The 20,723-nt window shown below is 37.5% G+C and carries 24 protein-coding genes; 18 read left to right on the top strand and 6 right to left on the bottom strand.

All coding sequences use genetic code 11. The features are described 5' to 3' along the window. Positions 1-3 precede the first annotated feature (3 nt). Positions 4-1,017: a molybdopterin-synthase adenylyltransferase MoeB gene (locus F0362_RS23285; protein WP_001158077.1), complete on the top strand. Its 1,014-nt coding sequence runs from the start codon at positions 4-6 to the stop codon at positions 1,015-1,017. A 35-nt stretch (positions 1,018-1,052) separates the two neighbouring features. On the opposite strand, the gene moaC is transcribed toward F0362_RS23285, so the two are convergent. After that, on the bottom strand, positions 1,053-1,538 hold the full coding sequence (moaC, locus tag F0362_RS23280) for a cyclic pyranopterin monophosphate synthase MoaC (RefSeq protein WP_000094155.1): 486 nt from the start codon (positions 1,536-1,538) through the stop codon (positions 1,053-1,055). Between the two features lie 83 nt (positions 1,539-1,621). Here moaC and moeA point away from each other — a divergent pair, with 83 nt between their 5' ends. The 7 genes from moeA (at position 1,622) to F0362_RS23245 (ending at position 6,298) form a co-directional block, all read left to right on the top strand. Further along, on the top strand, positions 1,622-2,911 hold the full coding sequence (gene moeA / locus F0362_RS23275; protein ID WP_000229711.1) for a molybdopterin molybdotransferase MoeA: 1,290 nt from the start codon (positions 1,622-1,624) through the stop codon (positions 2,909-2,911). Next, positions 2,875-3,396: a molybdopterin-guanine dinucleotide biosynthesis protein B gene (mobB, locus tag F0362_RS23270; RefSeq protein ID WP_002093154.1), complete on the top strand. Its 522-nt coding sequence runs from the start codon at positions 2,875-2,877 to the stop codon at positions 3,394-3,396. Before moeA ends, mobB begins: the two co-directional genes overlap by 37 nt. Continuing rightward, positions 3,393-3,857, top strand: a complete 465-nt coding sequence (gene moaE, locus F0362_RS23265; protein WP_000611223.1) for a molybdopterin synthase catalytic subunit MoaE — start codon at positions 3,393-3,395, stop codon at positions 3,855-3,857. Before mobB ends, moaE begins: the two co-directional genes overlap by 4 nt. A 2-nt stretch (positions 3,858-3,859) precedes the next feature. Further along, positions 3,860-4,093, top strand: a complete 234-nt coding sequence (moaD, locus tag F0362_RS23260) for a molybdopterin converting factor subunit 1 (RefSeq protein ID WP_000621781.1) — start codon at positions 3,860-3,862, stop codon at positions 4,091-4,093. Positions 4,094-4,186: 93 nt separating this feature from the next. Further along, complete coding sequence (locus F0362_RS23255; protein WP_000717664.1) at positions 4,187-4,609, top strand: DUF3888 domain-containing protein; 423 nt, start codon at positions 4,187-4,189, stop codon at positions 4,607-4,609. Positions 4,610-4,642: 33 nt separating this feature from the next. Next, positions 4,643-5,500 carry a glucose uptake protein GlcU gene (gene glcU, locus F0362_RS23250; RefSeq protein ID WP_000350876.1) on the top strand — a complete coding sequence of 286 codons (858 nt, stop codon included), beginning with the start codon at positions 4,643-4,645 and terminating at the stop codon, positions 5,498-5,500. Between the two features lie 12 nt (positions 5,501-5,512). Further along, positions 5,513-6,298 carry a glucose 1-dehydrogenase gene (locus tag F0362_RS23245; protein WP_000286691.1) on the top strand — a complete coding sequence of 262 codons (786 nt, stop codon included), beginning with the start codon at positions 5,513-5,515 and terminating at the stop codon, positions 6,296-6,298. Between the two features lie 71 nt (positions 6,299-6,369). Here the strand turns inward: F0362_RS23245 and F0362_RS23240 are convergent, their stop codons facing one another. After that, entirely contained in the window at positions 6,370-6,864 is a 495-nt protein-coding gene (locus F0362_RS23240; RefSeq protein ID WP_000451448.1) for a CarD family transcriptional regulator, read from the bottom strand. A 252-nt stretch (positions 6,865-7,116) separates the two neighbouring features. On the opposite strand from F0362_RS23240, the gene F0362_RS23235 reads away from it, so the two are divergent. Then, complete coding sequence (locus F0362_RS23235) at positions 7,117-7,377, top strand: DUF2553 family protein (protein ID WP_000510186.1); 261 nt, start codon at positions 7,117-7,119, stop codon at positions 7,375-7,377. After that, the gene (locus F0362_RS23230) at positions 7,355-7,537 is read left to right on the top strand and encodes a sporulation protein Cse60 (protein ID WP_000621749.1); all 183 of its coding nucleotides are present in this window, start codon (positions 7,355-7,357) and stop codon (positions 7,535-7,537) included. Before F0362_RS23235 ends, F0362_RS23230 begins: the two co-directional genes overlap by 23 nt. 186 nt (positions 7,538-7,723) lie before the next feature. On the opposite strand, the gene F0362_RS23225 is transcribed toward F0362_RS23230, so the two are convergent. Further along, positions 7,724-7,951, bottom strand: a complete 228-nt coding sequence (locus F0362_RS23225) for a DUF3973 domain-containing protein (protein ID WP_000498975.1) — start codon at positions 7,949-7,951, stop codon at positions 7,724-7,726. Between the two features lie 424 nt (positions 7,952-8,375). On the opposite strand from F0362_RS23225, the gene F0362_RS23220 reads away from it, so the two are divergent. Both F0362_RS23220 and F0362_RS23215 read left to right on the top strand, forming a co-directional pair. Further along, positions 8,376-8,807, top strand: coding sequence for an SRPBCC family protein (locus F0362_RS23220; protein WP_000193760.1), 432 nt, complete (start codon positions 8,376-8,378; stop codon positions 8,805-8,807). Beyond that, entirely contained in the window at positions 8,808-9,131 is a 324-nt protein-coding gene (locus F0362_RS23215) for an ArsR/SmtB family transcription factor (RefSeq protein WP_149889984.1), read from the top strand. It begins immediately after the preceding gene. 31 nt (positions 9,132-9,162) lie between these two features. On the opposite strand, the gene F0362_RS23210 is transcribed toward F0362_RS23215, so the two are convergent. Further along, positions 9,163-10,602, bottom strand: a complete 1,440-nt coding sequence (locus F0362_RS23210) for an MDR family MFS transporter (protein WP_001228037.1) — start codon at positions 10,600-10,602, stop codon at positions 9,163-9,165. Positions 10,603-10,773: 171 nt separating this feature from the next. After that, entirely contained in the window at positions 10,774-12,045 is a 1,272-nt protein-coding gene (locus tag F0362_RS23205; RefSeq protein WP_000558865.1) for a BaiN/RdsA family NAD(P)/FAD-dependent oxidoreductase, read from the bottom strand. Positions 12,046-12,199: 154 nt separating this feature from the next. On the opposite strand from F0362_RS23205, the gene F0362_RS23200 reads away from it, so the two are divergent. Together F0362_RS23200 and F0362_RS23195 are read left to right on the top strand one after the other, a co-directional pair. After that, positions 12,200-13,852 carry a putative polysaccharide biosynthesis protein gene (locus tag F0362_RS23200; protein WP_149889983.1) on the top strand — a complete coding sequence of 551 codons (1,653 nt, stop codon included), beginning with the start codon at positions 12,200-12,202 and terminating at the stop codon, positions 13,850-13,852. A 41-nt stretch (positions 13,853-13,893) separates the two neighbouring features. Further along, the gene (locus F0362_RS23195; RefSeq protein WP_001234943.1) at positions 13,894-14,622 is read left to right on the top strand and encodes a pseudouridine synthase; all 729 of its coding nucleotides are present in this window, start codon (positions 13,894-13,896) and stop codon (positions 14,620-14,622) included. An 82-nt stretch (positions 14,623-14,704) separates the two neighbouring features. Here the strand turns inward: F0362_RS23195 and F0362_RS23190 are convergent, their stop codons facing one another. Next, on the bottom strand, positions 14,705-14,926 hold the full coding sequence (locus F0362_RS23190) for a DeoR family transcriptional regulator (protein ID WP_000805512.1): 222 nt from the start codon (positions 14,924-14,926) through the stop codon (positions 14,705-14,707). A gap of 357 nt (positions 14,927-15,283) precedes the next feature. Here F0362_RS23190 and pepV point away from each other — a divergent pair, with 357 nt between their 5' ends. The 4 genes from pepV (at position 15,284) to F0362_RS23170 (ending at position 20,720) form a co-directional block, all read left to right on the top strand. Then, complete coding sequence (gene pepV, locus F0362_RS23185) at positions 15,284-16,690, top strand: dipeptidase PepV (protein ID WP_001274245.1); 1,407 nt, start codon at positions 15,284-15,286, stop codon at positions 16,688-16,690. Between the two features lie 103 nt (positions 16,691-16,793). Beyond that, positions 16,794-17,339, top strand: coding sequence for an RNA 2',3'-cyclic phosphodiesterase (gene thpR / locus F0362_RS23180; RefSeq protein ID WP_000433244.1), 546 nt, complete (start codon positions 16,794-16,796; stop codon positions 17,337-17,339). A gap of 212 nt (positions 17,340-17,551) precedes the next feature. Then, complete coding sequence (pulA, locus tag F0362_RS23175; RefSeq protein ID WP_149890065.1) at positions 17,552-19,693, top strand: type I pullulanase; 2,142 nt, start codon at positions 17,552-17,554, stop codon at positions 19,691-19,693. Between the two features lie 229 nt (positions 19,694-19,922). Then, a complete protein-coding gene (locus tag F0362_RS23170) occupies positions 19,923-20,720 on the top strand; it encodes a phosphotransferase family protein (RefSeq protein ID WP_002039786.1) in 798 nt (265 codons plus the stop codon). Positions 20,721-20,723 lie beyond the last annotated feature (3 nt).

Below are 20,723 nucleotides of genomic sequence, written 5' to 3'. Positions count from 1 at the left end.
CGTATGCAGGAGCGATATTCAAGACAAATATTATTTCCTGGTGTTGGAGAAGAAGGGCAGCGAAAAATAAGAGAGAAGCATGTGCTTATTATCGGCGCTGGTGCCCTAGGTGCGGCAAATGCAGAAGCGATTGTTAGAGCAGGTGTTGGAAAAGTAACGATTGCAGATCGCGATTATGTAGAATGGAGCAATTTACAAAGACAACAATTATATACAGAAGAAGATGCAAAGCAGTATAAACCGAAGGCGGTAGCGGCAGCAGAACATTTAAAAGCGATTAATTCTGAGGTGGAAATTAATCCAGTTGTAACTGATGTAACGGTGCAAGAAATGGAAGAACTAGTGAATAGTGTAGACTTAATATTAGATGCGACAGATAATTTTGAAACGCGTCTTCTCATTAATGATATTTCACAAAAGTATAATATTCCGTGGATATATGGTGGTTGTGTCGGAAGTTACGGAGTGACTTATACAATTTTACCAGGGAAAACACCGTGTTTCCGCTGTTTAATGGAGCATCCGGCGAGTGGAGCAACATGTGATACAGTTGGTATTATACAGCCAGCGGTGCAGTTAGTAGTTGCGCATCAAATAACAGAAGCGTTGAAAATATTAGTAGAAGACTTTGGTGCGCTTCGTGAAACGATGCTATCGTTTGACCTTTGGAATAATCAGCAGATGGCATTTAAAGTGAATAGGCAGAAAAAAGATACGTGTTTATCTTGTGGAAGATTACGTACATATCCGAGTTTAACATTTGAAGCACAAACGAAAACGGAAGTGTTATGTGGGCGGAATACAGTACAAATTCGTCCAGGGATGCGGAAAGATTTTAATTTAGAAGAAACTAAAAAGCGCTTACAAAAAAGTGTAGAGGTAAAGGCAACACCTTATTTATTATCATTCCCGATAGAAGAATATCGATTTGTTCTATTTACAGATGGTAGGGCGTTTATTCATGGGACAAATGATATGAATGTAGCGAAAAGTTTATATGCAAGATATATAGGTTGAACCTAAAGGAAATCCTTTAGGTTCAACGGAGAGGATTACGAATTTCTCGTATAATCGCCACTTTTTCCACCTGTTTTTTCAAGTAAGTACGTTTCACCAATAATCATACTTTTATCAACAGCTTTACACATATCATACACGGTAAGAGCCGTAGCAGAAGCAGCTGTTAAAGCTTCCATTTCAACGCCAGTGCTACCTTCTGTTTTAACTTTTACTTCAATAAGTAATCGATATTGTTCATTTGATTGTTGCCAATCGAAAGAAACGTCAACACCTTTTAATAATAAAGGATGGCACATTGGGATAATATCAGAAGTGCGTTTTGCAGCCATAATGCCTGCGATTTGGGCAACTGCTAATACGTCACCTTTCCCAATTTCATTGTGAGAGATTTTATCGTAAATTTCTTTCGTAACTACAATGCTAGAGCACGCAATTGCTGTTCGAACGGTTGTTTTTTTGTCGCTTATATCAACCATCTTCGCGCGTCCTTGGTCATTAAAGTGTGTGAATGAAGACATGGAATTCCTCCTTGAAGTAATTTCTGTTTAATATATAAAGTTTAATCGAGATAAAAAAAATTGCAAATATGAGGTGAGAAACGATGGTAGAAAAACGAATTCCAATTCAAGTTGCTGAGGCAGTAGAGCGGGTAATGAAATATGCGAAGCATGGTGAAGTAGAAGAAGTTTCTATTACGGAAAGTTACGGGAGAATTCTTGGGGAAGGTGTTGTCTCAGATCATGACGTTCCTCATTTTGATCGTTCTCCTTACGATGGTTTCGCAATTCGAGCAGAAGATACGAAAGAAGCGAATCAAGAGAATCCAGTTGAATTTGAAGTGATAGGAGAAATTGGAGCGGGGTCTGTTTTTGTAAAAGAGGTAGGTTCTTTTGAAGCAGTTCGTATTATGACGGGAGCAGCTATTCCAGAGAATTGCAATGCAGTCGTAATGCTAGAACTGACAGAAGGATTTGAGAAGAACGGAAAAACATATATGAGGTTAAAGCGTCCTTTTAATAGTGGTGACAATGTGTCATTTAAAGGAGAAGATATAAAACAAAATCAAGTTCTCGTTAAGAAAGGTGTTGCAATTAATCCAGGTGTTGCTGCGCTATTAGCGACGTTTGGATATAGTACTGTGAAAGTTGTAAAACAGCCTGTTGTCGGTATTGTAACGACAGGGAGTGAATTACTAGAAGTACACGAGTCGTTAGAACCAGGAAAGATTAGAAACAGTAACTCTTATATGATTGCCGCTCAAATTATGAAAGCTGGTGGAAAGGTCCGATATTATGGCCAACTGGCTGATGAGCTAGATGCATGTTTTACAGCTGTTCAATCGGCGATGGATGAGGTTGATATTTTAATTACAACAGGCGGTGTTTCGGTAGGAGATTATGACTACTTACCAGCTATATATGAAAGATTACAGGCGAATGTCCTCTTTAATAAAATAGCGATGAGACCAGGAAGTGTAACGACAGTAGCTGAAGTTGATGGAAAGTTACTTTTCGGTTTATCAGGGAATCCGTCTGCTTGTTATGTAGGCTTTGAATTATTTGTGCATCCGATTATAAAAACGTATTTGTATGCGAAGGAGCCTCACGTATATAGAGCTGATGCTATTTTACAAAAAGATTTTCCAAAGCCAAATCCATTTACTCGTTTCGTAAGAGCAAACGTGACGATCGTGGATGGGGCATTACAAGCGATGCCGGTCGGTTTAGATAAATCGAGTGCGGTATCTTCACTTGCGGATGCAAATGCGTTTATCGTGTTGCCTGGAGGAACGAGAGGATTTGAGGCAGGGATGAAAGTATCCGTATTATTGTTAGAGCATTCGGAGGGATGTGATTGGCCTTGGGAAAAGCCTCTTCAATCATACAAATAGTAGGGTATCAAAATAGCGGGAAAACAACACTTGTAGAGAAAGTTGTGCATGCTTTAGCCGAAAGCGAAATGAAAGTTGCTACAATTAAACATCACGGGCACGGAGGTTTTCCAGAAGTAGCACAAAAAGATAGTGAAAGACACAGAAAAGCCGGTGCTGTCGTAAGTAGTGTAGAAGGTGCGGGATTACTTTCACTTTCTTCGTTAAGAGAGGAATGGTCCTTACAAGAAATTATTCGCTTATATGAGTTTTTTGAAGTGGCTACAATTTTAATAGAGGGCTATAAAAAAGAGAACTATCCGAAAGTAGTGTTACTTCGTTCTGCGGAAGACGTTGAACTTGTACATAAAGTAGAAAATGTAGTAGCGGTCATTACGTGGTATAATGCGCCGGTAAATTTACGAGAAGAATATAAAGTATTTCATATAACAGAAGAAAAGTTGTACATAGACTGGTTTTTACAAACGGTTAGGAGTGCGAAATGATAAATACATATTATGAAGTAATTGATACAGAAATCTCGATTGAAGAGGTAGCGAAGAAAGTAATTCGCCGTGAATGCGGTGCTGTTACAACGTTTATTGGAACGGTTAGGGAGTTTACGAAAGGGCGTCGTACATTATACTTAGAGTATGTCGCTTATAAGACGATGGCAGAAAAGATGCTACAGAAAATCGGCTCAGAAGTGAAGGAGAAATGGCCAGGTACACACGTTGCGATCACGCATCGCATCGGTACATTGCAAATTTCTGATATCGCGGTTGTTGTGGCTGTTTCAACACCGCATCGTAAAGCGGCCTATGAAGCGAATGAATATATTATGGAACGCATAAAACAAATCGTTCCCATTTGGAAAAAGGAGTTTTGGGAAGATGGTGACTCGTGGATTGGTGACCAATTAGAAAAAACGCCATATCCGGCGGGAGAGCCTGGGAAGGAGTTATAAGTATGATTCGAGTATTGTTATTTGCGCACTTGCAAGAAGAAGCAGGAACAAGTGAATTACGAATAGAGAAAGAAAATATTACGGTTGCAGAGTTAAAAGATATTGTTGCCAATGAATATAATGTACCAGTATCAGCGCCAATTATGGTTGCAATTAATGAAGAATACGCAAATGAAGATGATAAAATTCAATCTGGTGATGTTGTTGCACTCATACCGCCGGTGAGCGGTGGTTAATATTGGATTCATTAAAACGACTTTCCTAAATAGGGGAAGTCGTTTTTTTATGGTATTTTTGAGAACACTAATTTATAGAACAAGGAGGGCATTATGAAAAAAATATGTGTAATGATGACGATGATATGTTCTATCTTTCTCTTTTCTCCAAGCGACTCTTTGGCGAAAGAATCGAAAGAACAACTTTTAGAGAGTGCGCTCTTAAATCGATATTACTCCGTTATAAGGCAAGCGACAGAAGATCAATATGAATGTGATTCAGTTATAAATATAAAGCGTCTCGGCAAGAAAGATGAATTCGTTCCTCGATTTGAAGTGACGCTACAATTTCTTACTTTTCAAGGTGCACATAATCCGCCAAATGACAAAGTTACACTTACTTTGGAAGATAATTTAGATCACATAAAGATCAAGAAAGTGGAAAGAGAAAAAAATGTTTCTAGTGCGATCGCAGAAAAGGTTTGCGCACAAGCGAAAGAAAAAATGAAAGCACACTCTAACAGTGTAGAGCGGTAACTGATGACATTTCGTAAAGAAAGGTAATGAGCCATGGATATATTTTTAGCGATTTTACCAGCTATATTTTGGGGAAGTATTGTGCTATTTAACGTGAAACTGGGCGGTGGACCGTATAGTCAAACGCTTGGCACAACGCTTGGTGCACTTATTTTCTCGATTGTTGTTTATATTTTTGTAAAGCCAGTATTAACTCCTACCGTTATTGGAGTTGGAATTGTGTCAGGTTTATTTTGGGCACTTGGTCAGGCGAATCAATTGAAAAGTATTGATTTAATGGGTGTTTCGAGGACGATGCCAATTTCAACAGGACTGCAATTAGTTGCGACGACTTTATTTGGCGTTATCGTATTTCATGAATGGTCCACGACAATTTCAGTCGTCCTTGGAATTTTAGCGCTCGTTTGTATTCTTATCGGTGTTATTTTAACGTCACTTCAAAGTGAAGAAGAAAAAAATGCAGAGCAAGCAGCAAATTTTAAAAGGGGCATCATAATTTTATTAATTTCAACAGTCGGTTATTTAGTTTACGTAGTAGTTATTAGGCTATTTAACGTAGATGGTTGGTCGGCTTTATTACCACAAGCAGTTGGTATGGTGTTAGGAGGTATTTTACTTACGTTTAAACATCATCCATTTAATAAATATGCGATACGAAATATTGTTCCAGGATTAATTTGGGCAGCTGGAAATATGTTTTTATTCATTTCGCAGCCGCGTGTCGGAGTCGCAACAAGCTTTTCACTATCGCAAATGGGAATTGTTATTTCGACGCTTGGCGGGATTCTTATATTAGGCGAAAGAAAAACGAAACGTCAATTAACAGGTATCGTTGTTGGGATCGTTTTTATTATTGCAGCTGGAATTATGTTAGGAATTGCAAAAGGTTAAGGAGGTATTGAAATGTATAGTGATTTAGAAGGGAAAGTCGTCGTTATTACAGGATCAGCAACGGGTCTCGGAAGAGCGATGGGAGTAAGGTTTGCTAAGGAGAAAGCAAAGGTCGTTATTAACTATCGCTCACGAGATTCAGAAGCGAATGATGTGTTAGAAGAAATTAAAAAGGTAGGCGGAGAAGCGATTGCTGTAAAAGGTGATGTGACGGTCGAGGCAGATGTTATGAATCTCATTCAATCTGCTGTGAAAGAGTTTGGTACGCTCGACGTTATGATTAATAATGCAGGAATAGAAAACGCGGTACCGTCGCATGAAATGCCGTTAGAAGATTGGAATAAAGTAATCAATACAAATTTAACAGGCGCTTTTTTAGGAAGCCGTGAAGCGATTAAATATTTTGTGGAACACGACATTAAAGGATCTGTCATTAATATGTCTAGCGTTCATGAGAAAATTCCGTGGCCACTATTTGTGCACTACGCAGCAAGTAAGGGCGGTATTAAACTTATGACAGAAACGTTAGCGTTAGAGTATGCACCAAAAGGTATTCGAGTAAATAATATTGGACCAGGTGCAATAAATACGCCAATTAATGCTGAAAAGTTTGCTGATCCAAAGCAGCGTGCTGACGTAGAAAGTATGATACCGATGGGCTATATTGGAAAACCTGAAGAAATCGCAGCAGTAGCAACTTGGCTCGCTTCATCAGAGGCGAGTTACGTAACTGGAATTACGTTATTTGCAGATGGTGGAATGACTTTATACCCATCTTTTCAAGCTGGGCGTGGATAATATGAAAAGGACAAAGAGTTTTATCTCTTTGTCCTTTTTGGCAAAAAAAAATAGCGCGAGCTATTTTAAATTTAATGATTAATTGTCTCTTGAAGAAATTCTGTCGCTTGATGTTCAGAAACGTCTTGTACGAGCGCAACTTCACTAATCATCATTTTACGTGCATTATCTAGCATTTGTTTTTCGCTCGCATTTAATGCTCTTTCTTTATTACGGCGAAGTAAATCCCGAACAACTTCTGCACTATCTTGCAGATTGCCGTTTTTCATTTTTTCCATATTCATTGTATATCTTTGTTTCCATGAGAGTGATGGGTCTGATTCCCCATTTTGAAATTCAAGAAGTATATCATTTAACGTACCTTTATCGACGATATAACGAATACCTGATTTTTGTAATTGATCCATCGGAAGCATTACTTGCATATCTTTACTAAGGATGCGTATCACACAATATTGACGCGAAGTACCTAATATTTCTTTCTCCTCAATTGCTTCGATGATCCCTGCACCGTGCATTGGATAAACGATTTTATCACCAATTTGAAACAAATCATCCACCTCCATATGTGGTAACCACTTTTAATGATAACATAAGTTCATAAAAATGTCAAATTTTATATAATACCATATTGAATACATTTGAGTCAATATGTAAAAGGTCTTTTTTTATGGTTTTATGTGAAATAAATATAGGTGACTTTTTTAGAAAAATAGTACAGGGTGAAGAAGGGGCATATCCACTTATTTTTAAGCATAAAATGTAAAATCGCTAATACAATATACCTAAATCCGTTCTTTGCAAAGGAGGGAGAGAAGGTGGGGCACACAATAAAAATTGATATTACAAATAAAGTTGTAGCTAAATTTAGATCAAATTATTTGGAATTATATACGAGTAAATTTATGATAGGTAAGTTTTATGTCTATACTGAAGATAAACAATATGTGTTAGAAGACGGATATATATATGAAAATGGAAAGTTTTATCGCATCATAGATACGCACCGTGGCAATAATCAAGCGGCGGAGGGCTGCGATCTAGGATGGTGTGAACATGATTCGTGTGAAAGTGTTTGATGAAAGTCACGAAAAAGACTTAGAAGACGCTGTAAATGTGTTTTTGAAAAAGATTGATGATAGTCACTTTGTAGATATTAAGTACCAAGTTGGTGTTTCTATTAACGATGATGAAAACCAAATTTATTGTTTTTCAGCAATGATTGTTTATAAAGCATAAAAAAGAGCTGGGTGAGCCAGCTCTTTTTTATGCTTTATCCCGCATTAACGGGCAGTAAGACTCCCACCTCAAAATTTAGCGCATACGAGGAAGTTAGGTGGGAGGCAATTGCCCGTAAAAGCCCGATTGGTTCAACTAATAATCAGTGGGGGATGAATAAAACCCCCCACTGATTAAGGTTTCACTTTATGTTGGGACAACATGGGTTGGTAATACGTTCATAATAGATTGGGGTGCGCCTAATTTCTTTGTCGCTAAAAGGTTTGCCTCTGTTTCATGATCTTGGGCATCTTTACACATACCGAGGTGATAACGATCACCTAAAAATGGATCAATATAAAAACCGTTTTTGAATACTTTATCATTCGGATGTTTTTCATGGTGAATGTCAGAACAGTTAATGCAATAGAACATAGCTTTCATCCCCTTTTTATTTTTGTTTAAAAAAGTGAGTGGGTAGTCATTTCGCTCCTAAGGAAATGTTGAGGAGAAGAGAAATAACTACCTACTCAAATGGTGGGCATATTCCTTCTGATTTTTTATATCTTGCGTATTGCCTCTTGAGGGAAGGAGGAGAGACGATGTACGCATGATATAAGTAAGGCACTTCTTTCAATATGAATGATGGAGTTTCATGTTGAGAGAAGTTTTTATTTTTTATTGCCTTTGTGAGTATATTATGAGGGAATGCTGAGAGGGTGTTTGTCCTGTTGAAAAAATGTTGAGAATTTCTCAACGGTAAAAAGAATTAGTGTTGACATGAAACTAAAAGGTGTTATATTATTCAAATACAACTAAAAGGTGTTATGTTTTAATGCTGGATAAAGGGGCTAAAAAAATGACTCAACAAAATACATTAAACGATATTAAACAAACAATCGTTTTTAACGCGTCTATTCAAAAAGTATGGAATGTAGTGTCAACTGCAGAAGGAATTGAATCATGGTTTATGCCGAATGATTTTGAATTAGAGGTAGGACATGAGTTTCATGTTCAATCACCATTTGGACCGTCACCATGTAAAGTGTTAGAAATTGATGAACCAAACCATTTATCTTTCTCATGGGACACAGATGGCTGGGTTGTTTCATTCCATTTGAGAGACTTAGGAGAAAATAAAACAGAATTTACATTAATTCACGGCGGTTGGAAACATCCTGATGAAATTCTGCCGAAAGCGAATGCGAAGAGCTCTATTATTCGCGATAGAATGAATGGCGGCTGGGTAGCGATTGTAAATGAAAAACTGAAAAAGGTTGTTGAAGGATAAATGTCTTCGTCAGCAGCGAAATATGATGTATTTCAAGCAATTGCTGATCCGACCCGCCGAGAAGTGTTACGGTTATTAAGTGATAAAGAGTTACCAATTTCAAAAATAACGGATCATTTTCCGATGAGTCGTACGGCTGTTGTGAAGCATCTTCATATTCTTTCAGAAGCGAATTTAGTAAGTGGAAGAAAGAGTGGAAGAGAGAAGATATATTATTTGCAGCCGGAGCCGTTAGAAGAATTAAAGCAGTGGCTCTCATATTATGAACGATTTTGGGATAATAAATTGTCCGTGCTTAAACATATTGTGGAGAATGAAGAATAAAAGAGGATGACCATTTGGGTCATCCTCTTTATTATTGCTCACTTGTTTGTGTAGCTGGTTTTAATAAGAGCCAAGCAATAATTAATGTAAATACTGCTAATACGAAAGTACTCATATAAATAACGTGTACACTTGCTGCTAATGCAGATTGTGATTCAGTTGCTACGTTTGCTGTAGTTCCGCCGTGTCCGCCAGATACAAGATCAAGGTTTTTAATACCACGTGCGTGAATCATCGTATTGAAGATTGTACCGAATATTGCAGCACCTAACGTTTGACTAAATGTATTAATAAATGTGTTTAAACCAACGGCTGTTCCGCGTGTATGAGCTGGTACGGCTGCTTGAATTGTTACCATGTAAATAGGTGTCACAAGCCCCATGCCTAAGCCGAATAATCCGACTGCAACATAAATAAGGAACGATGGTGAATTTGTTGACAATGTAAATAATAAGAAGGTAGCAACTGATAAAATGCTAGCTCCAAGTAAAATAATTTGTTTCGTTTGTAATTTGCCAACTAAGTTACCGGAGAACATAGCACCGAACGTCCACATAACAGGAATTGGCATTAAAATGAGTCCAGCTTCTGTCGCATTTTTTCCTAATACACCTTGGCTCCAAATTGGAAGGTACATTGTAATACTAATAATCATCGCACCGGCAATAAGAGTTAATATGTTTATCGTAGATAATGTACGGTTAGAGAAAAGTGCTAGCGGAATTAATGGTTCCGGAGATTTTTTCTCGATGTATAAGAAAATAATGAATGACACAGCCGAAAAGATTAATAGACCGATGATTGTAATGTCTCCCCAGTTTTGCTTACTGCTACCTGTTAATAATGCGTATAGTAAAGCAATTGTACTTAATGAGAAGACTGTCGCACCAAGATAGTCGATATGCTGCTTGGCGGCAGACTTAACAGATTCCTTATAAGAAGTGGCAAACATTAAGCAAGCGATAATTCCGAAAGGAACGTTTAAGAAGAAAATATAGCGCCAAGAAAGAGAATCAACTAAAAAACCACCTACTAACGGCCCGACAACACCAGATACACCCCAAACGGCACTCATCCAGCCCTGTGCTTTTGCGCGGTCTTTCGCTTCGCTATATAAGTCTCCAATAATCGTCATTGTGATTGGCATAACAGCGCCAGCACCTATACCTTGAAGAGCACGGAAGAAGATTAATTGTTCCATCGATGTAACGACACCGCAAAGTGCAGAGCCGATTAAAAAGATTGTAGCTCCGATAAGTAGAACTTTTTTACGACCGAATAAATCAGCCAATTTTCCGTATATTGGAGTCGAAACCGCTGTGGCAAGCATATAAATTGCGTAAACCCAGCTAACAAGTTCGACGCCTGACAAATCACTCGTTATACGAGGGATTGCTGTACTAACAATCGTTCCTTCTACGGCAGAAAGAAACGTCATTAGCATTAAAGACACCATGACTTTTTTTCTCATATGTTTTCCCCTTACCCTTTTTTAAATATTCAACAATATAAAATATAAAGGTACTAAGGTATATAAAGCAACAAATAAGTAATGGGAAGTTAGGGGAGGGGATGTTTTTGAAAAATAGCCGACATAATTTCATGTATCTATAAAAAAAGAAACAGGAATGCTGTTTCTTTTTTAATATTGCATTTTCGCATTTTCTCCAGCTGTAGTTCCAGCAATTCTACCAGTAACGAGAGCGGATGTAATGTTATAACCGCCCGTATAACCGTGAATATCAAGAACTTCTCCGCAGAAATATAAGCCATTCGTGAATTTAGAAGACATTTCTTTCGGATTAATTTCTTTAACAGATACGCCTCCGCCAGTAACGAATGCTTTTTCAATTGACTGCGTACCATTTACATTCACAGTAAATTCTTTAAAGTCTTTCACAAGTGCACGAATCTTTTCATGAGAAACTTGTCCAGCTTGTTCGCTACCGTCAATTTCATTTTTTTCTAATAAGAATAGGAAGTAACGCTCGGGAACGTATCCTTTTAACACGTTTTTAATTCCTTTTTTCGGATCTTCTTTCATTTGTTTCAGCATGCGCTGGAATAGTTGTTCACTATTTTCTTCTGGTAATGCATCAATACTCATTTGTATTGTATTCGTTTTAAACTTTTTCAGTGCTTTCACGACGAATTGACTACAGCGAAGAGCAGCAGGACCAGATAGGCCGAAATGAGTGAAGAGCATGTCCATTTTGTGAGAAATGATAGCTTTTCCTTTCGGGTTTAATACGCTTAAGTTTATATCACGTAAAGCAAGACCTTGTAATGAGCGATCACGTATAAATGGCTCGTTTGAAAGGATTGGTACTTCTGTTGGAAATAATTCTGTAATTGTATGACCACCTTTTTCAGCCCAAGCGTATCCGTCTCCAGTAGAACCAGTTTGAGGAACAGATTTTCCGCCAACAGCGATAACGACGTGATTCGTTTCTAACACTTCGCCTGTTTGTAATACAACTGCTTTCGTTTGACCATTTTCATATTCAATCGTTTCAACAGGTGTATTCGTACGGATTTTTACACCTAAATCTTTTAATCGTGTTAAAAGTGCGTCTACTACCGATTGCGCTTTGTTTGATACAGGGAACATACGGCCATGATCTTCCTCTTTCAATTTTACCCCGAGATTTTCGAAGAATGTAATAATATCTTCATTATTAAAAATAGAAAAAGCGCTGTATAAGAAGCGGCCATTTCCTGGTATATGTTTAACGATTTCATCAAGTGGTAGACGGTTCGTTACGTTACAACGACCACCACCAGAAATCGCAAGTTTGCGCCCTAGTTTATTTCCTTTATCAAGAAGTAAGACATTTGCGCCTTCTTCTGCAGCACCGATTGCAGCCATTAGCCCAGAAGGCCCGCCACCGATTACAATAACATCATAATGCATAATATATCGACCTCATTTTCTACATTTCCTGCCTAAAAGAATAGCATGTTTTCCCTTAAAAGAAAAATAGAGTGAAGTACTGCTTGAGGGGAGAATTGTGGTACAATACAAAAGTTAGAGTTCAGCGTTATATAGGAAGTAGGAGGATTTTCGTATGTCCGATTCAAAATTTCTGCGCGGAACGCTTATTGTGACGTTAGGGACATTTTTAGTAAAGTTCTTAGGCATGATTTACGTCTTTCCGTTTCATGCATTAGTAGGCACAGAAGGCGGAACGCTCTATACATATGGATATATTCCATATACGATATTTTTAAGTATTGCAACGGCAGGGGTGCCGCTTGCTGTTTCAAAGTTTGTTTCCAAATATAATGCACTTGGAGATTATAAAACGAGCCGAAGAATGTTCCGCTCGGGAATGGTTATGATGATAGTAACAGGGGTTCTTTCCTTCTTAGTACTGTACATGACCGCACCATTATTTGCAGAAGCAATGCTTGGTAAACAAAGTTTACAAAATAAGGTAGAAGAAGTTACGACGATTATTCGCCTCGTAAGTTTCGCACTTATTGTTGTACCGGCAGCAAGTTTGATTCGTGGTTATTTCCAAGGTCACCAATCGATGGGACCGACTACGGTGTCACAAATTATTGAACAAATTATTCGTATCGTCTTTTTACTAGCGGGTAGTTTCATCGTTATTAAAATACTTGGCGGTACAGTAGCAACAGCAGTCGGAGTTGCGACATTCGCTGCATTCGTTTCAGCAGTTGGAGCACTCGGCGTATTAATTTGGTACTGGTTAAAACGTAAAAAATATTTGGATCAATATTTAATTGAACAAACTGTACCAGAATCGACAGTAAGTACCGTTCAATTGTTTAAAGAGTTATTTGCGTATGCAATTCCTTACGTTGTAATTGGGTTAACAATTCCTTTATATCAACAAATTGATACATTGACATTTAACTCTATTATGCAGGCAATTGGTCAAGGTGATATCGCAGAGCGAGCGCTCGGTATTTTCACAATGTGGACGCATAAATTAATTATGATTCCAGTATCGCTTGCAACAGCGTTTAGTTTAACGCTTGTACCAGCGATTACAAAATCATTTACGGAAAAACAATATCGCTATTTAAAATTACAAATTACACAAACATTCCAGGCGAATATGTTTTTAACATTGCCAGCAGTTATCGGTATTTCAACACTGGCTTATCCAATTTACACTGCGTTTTACGATTCAGATCCATTAGGTGGACAAGTGTTAATGTGGTATGCACCAGTTGCATTGTTATTTGCTTTATTTACGGTAACAGCCGCGATTCTGCAAGGGATTAATCAACAAAAACATGCGATTGTCGCACTTGTTATGGGTGTTATTTTGAAATTTGTATGTAACGTAATCTTTATTCGATATTTCGGTACAGTAGGAGCGATTTTAGCTACTGCAGTCGGTTTTTTAGCTTCCGTATGGTATACGAATAGACAAATCCAAAAACATGCACACTATTCATTTGGTGTTGTATATAAGAGAACATTCCAAATTGCAGTATTAACACTTGTAATGGTCGTGGCGGTAAAACTATCACAGTGGATTCTATCCTTCATGATTTCGCCAGATGGCCGTATTGGTGCTTTAATTACAGTTGCGATTTGTGCAGGTGTTGGTGGTCTTGTTTACGGTCTGTTAGCAATTCGCACAGGAGTACTTGAAAGAGTATTTGGCGGAGAAGCGTTAGAGAAAATTCAGCGTAAACTTGGCAGTAGATTCAAAATAAAGTTGAAATCAAAAGGGGCGTAAATACGTCCCCTTTTCTATGATAAATAAAGAAGGTGAAAAACGTGAGATTAGATAAATTATTAGCGAATATGGGATACGGAAGTAGAAAAGAAGTAAAGAAATTATTGAAAGACGGCGTTGTGAAGATTGATGGAACGCCGGTGAAAGATGCAAAGGTTCATGTAAATGTAGAAGAGCAAGAAGTTATGATTCACGGTGAAGTTGTAGAATATAAAGAGTTTGTTTATTTAATGCTGCATAAGCCACAAGGTGTAATTTCAGCTACAGAAGATGATAATCACGAAACAGTAATAGATTTATTAGAACTAGAAGATGCAATCTTTGATCCGTTCCCAGTTGGACGACTTGATATCGATACGGAAGGTTTCTTATTGATAACAAATGACGGGAAGTTATCACATCAATTATTATCTCCGAAAAAGCATGTGCCGAAAAAATACTATGCACACGTTGCAGGAGTTGTAACGGAAGAGGATGTAAAAGAGTTTGCTAAAGGTGTTATTTTAGACGATGGTTATGAAACGAAACCAGGTGCACTTACAATATTAAAAAGCGATGATGTTTCTGAAATTGAGCTTGTGATTACAGAAGGAAAATTCCATCAAGTGAAGCGCATGTTTGAAGCAGTAGGGAAAAAGGTTGTTTACCTAAAGAGAACAGAGATGGGTCCGTTAGTATTAGATGAAGAACTAGAACTTGGAGAATACCGAGAGCTAACAGATGAAGAAGTAGAAATGTTAAAAACATATCAAGTAGATACTGAGAAGTAGTCCTGTTTTTAGGCGCAGAAAAGACCCCTTTCTAATGAGTTAGAAAGGGGTATGTATTTATTTACATACAATTATTTTTTCGTTATGAGGTCATTCTCACTTTCTTTCCTGTTGTTGTCCACTTACCGCGGCAAGGGCTATACACGAGTTCATTAAACTGCAACACATTTAGATCACGTTGTATCGTTCGCGGTGTGATCCCGAACTCATCTACAAGGTCTTTCGTCGTTACCGTTCCGTTTTCATTGATGTACATATAAATTGATTTAATGCGTGTTAGCATACGAGTAGTTGTAGGTTTCAAGAGAAAACCACTCCTCTACTAGTTTTTTTGACCCCATTCAGGAAAGAAGGTCGTTACTACCATTGTACTCTACATGATAAAATTCATGCTTTAATCTACTTAAATTTTACAAAAGTTTAACAAAATTTCATATAGAAAAATATTGGTAGTTGACATTGTATATATGATCAGTCAACTAACACATAAAATTCTACGTAAAACGCCAAATTCCTGCAAAATTTTTTGAAAAAATAAAAGAAAAACTAATGGGAAATATCTGAAATATTACAATTGTTCGGTATTTGACTTTCGTGTATGGCATAAGGGATTTCGGTTTGCTATGATGAAAGAGATAATATAGCGAAGGATGGATGCGTGATGTCAGCGATTAATTGGACAGAAGAAGTTGCAAAACGAAAAGATGATTTAATTCGTGATACACAACAATTTTTGCAAATTAAAAGTGTGTGGGAAGAAGAGTCGGCGAAAGAGGGCGCACCGTTCGGTGAAGGTGTAGAAAAAGCTTTATCTTTCATGTTACATAAAGGAGAATTAGAAGGTTTTTCTTCTAAAAATTTAGAAGGTTATGCAGGTCATCTTGAAATGGGACAAGGAGAAGAACTAGTAGGTATTCTTTGTCATGTTGATGTTGTACCAGAAGGGGATGGCTGGACGACTCCTGCATATAGTGCAGATATTCGCGAAGGAAAGATTTTTGCACGTGGTGCAATTGATGATAAAGGCCCAACGATGGCAGCTTATTATGCGATGAAAATTGTGAAAGAATTAGGGTTGCCTCTTTCAAAACGCGTTCGTATGATTTTAGGAACAGATGAAGAAAGTAACTGGAAATGTGTAGATCACTACTTTAAAAACGAAGAAATGCCAACAATCGGTTTTGCGCCAGACGCGGACTTTCCAATTATTAATGCAGAAAAAGGAATTTCTGATATACAAGTTGTGCAAAATGGTAGTGAAGAGAAAAAAGGTGTATATGAACTCGTTTCATTTGAGTCAGGCCGCCGTTTAAACATGGTTCCTGATTTTGCAAAAGCGGTTATTACAGGAGAAGATGTAAATGCACTTACAGTAGCATATGAAGAGTATTTAAAAACGGCTAAAAAAATAGGGAACTCAACTATAGAAGGAAATACGGTGACGTTGCAAATAGAAGGAATTTCAGCACACGGATCTACTCCAGAAAAAGGAGAAAATGCAGGTTTACTATTAGCAAACTTCTTAACTACAGTTTCACTTGATGGAAAAGCAAATGCATTTGCGACATTTGCAGCAAAAACATTTACTGGTGATATTTTTGGTGAAAAAGCTACTATTGCTTATAAAGACGAAGTTAGCGGTCCGTTAACAGTGAATGTCGGTCGCCTTTCTTATACGAAAGAAAACGGTGGCAACTTAGGGTTAAACGTACGTTACCCAGTTACGACTAACTTTGAAGAAATGATTGCGAAGTTAAAAGAATACGTTAGTATTCATGGATTTGAAGTAGCGGATTATTCTAACTCTCGTCCGCATCACGTCGATAAAGACCACGTATTAATTCGTACGCTGCAGCGCGTGTATGAAGAACAAACAGGAGAAAAAGCAGAGCTATTAGCAATCGGCGGTGGTACTTACGCCCGTTCATTGAAAGCTGGCGTTGCATTTGGCCCGCTATTCCCTGGAAAAGAAGAACTTGCGCATCAAAAAGATGAGTACATTGAAATTGAAGACTTATTAAAAGCAACAGCAATTTACGCGCAAGCAATTCATGAGTTAGCGAAATAAAGGATATATGAATAATGACCGCTCTCTACTTTAGAGGGCGGCTTCTTTTTAACTGAATGAGATAAGAAAGAAAAGCAACAATAAAAAAAAGGAGATGATATAAATGGAGCCGCATTATTTTGTCGCAATTACTTTACCAAATTATATAAAAGAAGTGCTCTCTAATTATAAAGAGGATATGGAGGAGGAATTACCATTTCGCTCGTGGGTACATAAGGAAGACTATCATATTACCCTTTCCTTTTTAGGAAGTGCGACAGAGGAACAATTAGAAGGAATAAAGAATGGATTACAAACACTTATAGAAAAAAAGGAACTACCTTTCACATTACAAGGATTTTCAACATTTGGCATGGAAGACAGGCCACGTATTTTTTGGGCGAAAGTAAGTGAGAATCATGAGTTGTTTCAGCTACAAAAGCAAGTGCATGCGATTTGTGAAGGGAATGGGTTTTCTTTAGAAACACGTCCGTATCATCCACATATTACTGTTGCTCGTAAATGGATGGGAGAAAAAAAGTTTCATTTGGAAAATATAAAAGAAGTGCCTGAAGTATCATTTCAAGCGGATACAATTACTTTATACGAATCTCACGTGAAGGAAACGCCGAAATATAAATCGATTGCTGAAATAAAACTACAAAAATAGAATGTATGAAAACGTTTTTTATACAGGTGAATATACTATAGAGAATAATGGAGTTACTGTATAGAGTCTTGCTAATAAGAAAAGTTTTATTATTTGCAGCTCGTATACTCACACAAAGGCCCGATTGGTGGGGGCTAATAATCAGCAGGGGATACTCCGAATTGATTAAAGATTCACTTTATTTTAATTTTGAGAATGATGGTGATTTTTTTATGTTGAAAGTAAAACGTCCATTTGATGCCTATTTAGATGAAATGAATAAAATTACAATTTTGCTCCCACATGCGTATGGAACAAGTCGGACATTTCGTTTGCAAGAAGGAAATAATGTGAAAGATTTACCGATTGCTCATACTATTGCGCTTCCGGATGCAACAAAGTATGAGTGCTTTATAGAAGAGTCACTAGATGTGGGGAAGTATTATACAGTACGAGATGAACGGAACGAAGAAACGGATTTACAAATAGGCGCTGTTATTCGAACGGCAATTTTTGATGAGAAGTATTATTACGAAGGCACAGATCTAGGTGCTGTATACAAAAAAGAAGCAACAACATTTAAAGTGTGGGCTCCAACTGCGAGGCTTGCAAAAGTAAGATTTTATAAAAGTGATAAAGAATATACCGATTATGACATGCATAGAGAAGAAAATGGTGTTTGGGTTCATGCATTACAAGGGGATCATGATGGGGCTCGATATACCTTCCTCGTCTGTATTAATTTAATATGGAATGAAGCGGTGGATCCATACACAAAGTCAACGACTGCAAATGGGAAATACGGTGTTGTTATCGATTTGGAAAAGACGAATGTAACGAGACGAGAGGAATTACCACCATTACAGTCAATGACAGATGCTATATTGTATGAACTGCATATTCGTGATGCGACTATTCACCCAAATAGTGGAGTGAATAAAAAAGGAACATATAGAGGGTTGATGGAAGAGGGAACGACGGGACGGAATGGGACGTTAACAGGATTGTCTCATATAAAAGATTTAGGTGTTACACATGTTGAATTATTACCGTTATCTTGTTTCGGTGGTGTAGATGAGGCAAATCCTTCCGGCGCATATAATTGGGGTTACAATCCATTATATTACAATACACCAACGGGGTTTTATGCTACAAACCTTGCTGATCCGTATAACAGGATAGTAGAGTGTAAGCAATTGATTGAAACATTTCATGAAAACGGTATCCGAGTAGTTATAGATGTTGTATATAATCACGTTTATGAAAGAGAACTATCATCATTTGAAAAGCTTGTTCCAGGTTATTATTTTCGCCATGGCGAAGATGGTATGCCTTCTAATGGGACGGGAGTTGGAAATGATATAGCGTCTGAACGGAAAATGATGAGGAAATTCATTATAGAGTCTATTTTATATTGGCTGACGGAATACAATGTTGATGGATTCCGATTCGACTTAATGGGGATTTTAGATGTTGATACAATGAACATAATAGAAAAAGAAGTGCGAAACATAAAGCGAGACGCATTGTTATTAGGAGAAGGATGGGATTTACAAACACCGCTTCCTCTTGAGGAAAAAGCAGCGTTAAATAATGCAAGAAAAATGCCACATATCGCGCAGTTTAATGATCAATTTCGTGATGGAATAAAAGGTAGCACATTTAATGTAAATAAACGTGGTTTTGCGTTTGGTGGGCATGTAGACTGTCAGCATTTACAGTATATAGCATCAGGTAGTCTTTTAAGTGTGAAAGAAACAGGATTATTTCTAGAACCGGTACAAAGTATTAACTATGTAGAATGTCATGACAACATGACGATGTGGGATAAACTAGTGCACAGTAATGAAGAACCGGAAGAGATTTTGAAAAAACGGCACCTTCTAGCAAGCGCAATAGTTATTCTTTCGCAAGGAATTCCTTTCTTACACGCAGGACAAGAGTTTTATCGTACGAAGAATGGAAATGAAAATAGTTATAATGCAAATGATGAAATAAATCGATTAGACTGGGATCAAAAAGAGAAAGAGATGGAGACAGTTAACTATATAAAAGGGTTAATTGCGATTCGCAAAGAGCACGGGGCATTCCGATTACAAAACGCAGATCTTATAAAAAAGCATATGACTTTTTTGCAAACATCTACAGAAGTACTTGCATACCACCTAGAGCATGTAGAATTGTTTGGGCCGTGGAAAGAAATTGTCGTTTTATTTAATAGCGGTTTGGAAGCTAAAACGGTGCAGCTTCCAAAAGAAGGACCGTGGCATGTGTTAGTAAACGAAAAGCAAGCGAAAATAGAGCCAATTTCTTCATTTAGAGGAAAGGAACTTCAATTGGCTCCCATTAGCACGTATATATTGACGATAATGTGACAAATCGCTACTTGACGATGAGAATGTAATAAATGTAGAATTGACAAAGGTGACGATTTTGATAAGTTGTCATTCTATGAGTGGTTTTGTAAAATAAAATAGAGAGTTTTTGGCTTATGCCAAGTTTTCTTTTCATTTACAGTAAAATATATATGAATCCACAACATGTGTAGAAATGTTGCGGTTTTTCTTTTCATAACTATAAAAGATAAGGATTTGTTAACGGGTAATGAATATGGAATGGTTGGAACAATTATTAGGAAAAGAGTGGAGTCTTGTACCGGCTGGTGGAGTAACGGGCGATGCATATATTGCGCAAAACGGACAACAGAAGTTATTTTTAAAGCGGAATACATCGCCCTTTTTAGCGGTATTGTCAGCAGAAGGAATTGTTCCAAAATTACTTTGGACAAGAAGGGTAACGAACGGTGATGTGATTTCTGCTCAAAAATGGCTTCCGGGACAGAAGCTAGAGCCAGAGGATATGAAACTAGAACGTGTTGCGAAACTTTTGAAGAAAATACACTCCTCTAAAGCGCTTGTGCAGATGATTCAAAGACTTGGGAAGCAGCCGCTTCACGCCCAAGAGTTATTACAACAATTGCAACTTGTTTTAAGGGGAGATATAAGGGTAGATGAAACAATTCAGCAAGGCCTTCAATATTTAACGGATTCATTAAAAAGTATTGAATACAATGAATTCGTTGTATGCCATTGTGATGTAAACCATAACAACTGGATATTGTCGGACGAAGATGAGTTGTTTTTAATTGATTGGGATGGAGCTGTCATTGCTGACCCAGCTCTAGACCTAGGTATGTTATTATACTGGTACATTCCGCGTCATGAATGGAGTGAGTGGCTCGGGTATTATGATATTGAAATGGATGAATCATTGCTTAGGCGTATGAGATGGTATGTAATAGCACAAACGATTTTATCTATTCAATGGCACACAACAAAAAAACAGCAAGCAGAAGCTGAATATTGGCATCAATATTTACAGCAACTACTTGCTTCAGAATAATAC

This window comes from Bacillus sp. BS98 (assembly GCF_008432245.1).
GTDB classification, from domain to species: domain Bacteria; phylum Bacillota; class Bacilli; order Bacillales; family Bacillaceae_G; genus Bacillus_A; species Bacillus_A toyonensis.
The sequence above is the reverse complement of the archived record's forward strand: the minus strand, read 5'-3'. Positions and strand labels throughout refer to the sequence as shown.

Excerpts from the sequence above, each read along its gene's own strand:
- F0362_RS23285 (WP_001158077.1), top strand. The coding sequence starts at position 4 with ATGCAGGAGCGATATTCAAGACAAATATTATTTCCTGGTGTTGGAGAA.
- moaC (WP_000094155.1), bottom strand. The coding sequence starts at position 1,538 with ATGTCTTCATTCACACACTTTAATGACCAAGGACGCGCGAAGATGGTT.
- moeA (WP_000229711.1), top strand. The coding sequence starts at position 1,622 with ATGGTAGAAAAACGAATTCCAATTCAAGTTGCTGAGGCAGTAGAGCGG.
- moaE (WP_000611223.1), top strand. The coding sequence starts at position 3,393 with ATGATAAATACATATTATGAAGTAATTGATACAGAAATCTCGATTGAA.
- moaD (WP_000621781.1), top strand. The coding sequence starts at position 3,860 with ATGATTCGAGTATTGTTATTTGCGCACTTGCAAGAAGAAGCAGGAACA.
- F0362_RS23255 (WP_000717664.1), top strand. The coding sequence starts at position 4,187 with ATGAAAAAAATATGTGTAATGATGACGATGATATGTTCTATCTTTCTC.
- glcU (WP_000350876.1), top strand. The coding sequence starts at position 4,643 with ATGGATATATTTTTAGCGATTTTACCAGCTATATTTTGGGGAAGTATT.
- F0362_RS23245 (WP_000286691.1), top strand. The coding sequence starts at position 5,513 with ATGTATAGTGATTTAGAAGGGAAAGTCGTCGTTATTACAGGATCAGCA.
- F0362_RS23240 (WP_000451448.1), bottom strand. The coding sequence starts at position 6,864 with ATGGAGGTGGATGATTTGTTTCAAATTGGTGATAAAATCGTTTATCCA.
- F0362_RS23230 (WP_000621749.1), top strand. The coding sequence starts at position 7,355 with ATGATTCGTGTGAAAGTGTTTGATGAAAGTCACGAAAAAGACTTAGAA.
- F0362_RS23225 (WP_000498975.1), bottom strand. The coding sequence starts at position 7,951 with ATGTTCTATTGCATTAACTGTTCTGACATTCACCATGAAAAACATCCG.
- F0362_RS23220 (WP_000193760.1), top strand. The coding sequence starts at position 8,376 with ATGACTCAACAAAATACATTAAACGATATTAAACAAACAATCGTTTTT.
- F0362_RS23215 (WP_149889984.1), top strand. The coding sequence starts at position 8,808 with ATGTCTTCGTCAGCAGCGAAATATGATGTATTTCAAGCAATTGCTGAT.
- F0362_RS23210 (WP_001228037.1), bottom strand. The coding sequence starts at position 10,602 with ATGAGAAAAAAAGTCATGGTGTCTTTAATGCTAATGACGTTTCTTTCT.
- F0362_RS23205 (WP_000558865.1), bottom strand. The coding sequence starts at position 12,045 with ATGCATTATGATGTTATTGTAATCGGTGGCGGGCCTTCTGGGCTAATG.
- F0362_RS23200 (WP_149889983.1), top strand. The coding sequence starts at position 12,200 with ATGTCCGATTCAAAATTTCTGCGCGGAACGCTTATTGTGACGTTAGGG.
- pepV (WP_001274245.1), top strand. The coding sequence starts at position 15,284 with ATGTCAGCGATTAATTGGACAGAAGAAGTTGCAAAACGAAAAGATGAT.
- thpR (WP_000433244.1), top strand. The coding sequence starts at position 16,794 with ATGGAGCCGCATTATTTTGTCGCAATTACTTTACCAAATTATATAAAA.
- pulA (WP_149890065.1), top strand. The coding sequence starts at position 17,552 with ATGTTGAAAGTAAAACGTCCATTTGATGCCTATTTAGATGAAATGAAT.
- F0362_RS23170 (WP_002039786.1), top strand. The coding sequence starts at position 19,923 with ATGAATATGGAATGGTTGGAACAATTATTAGGAAAAGAGTGGAGTCTT.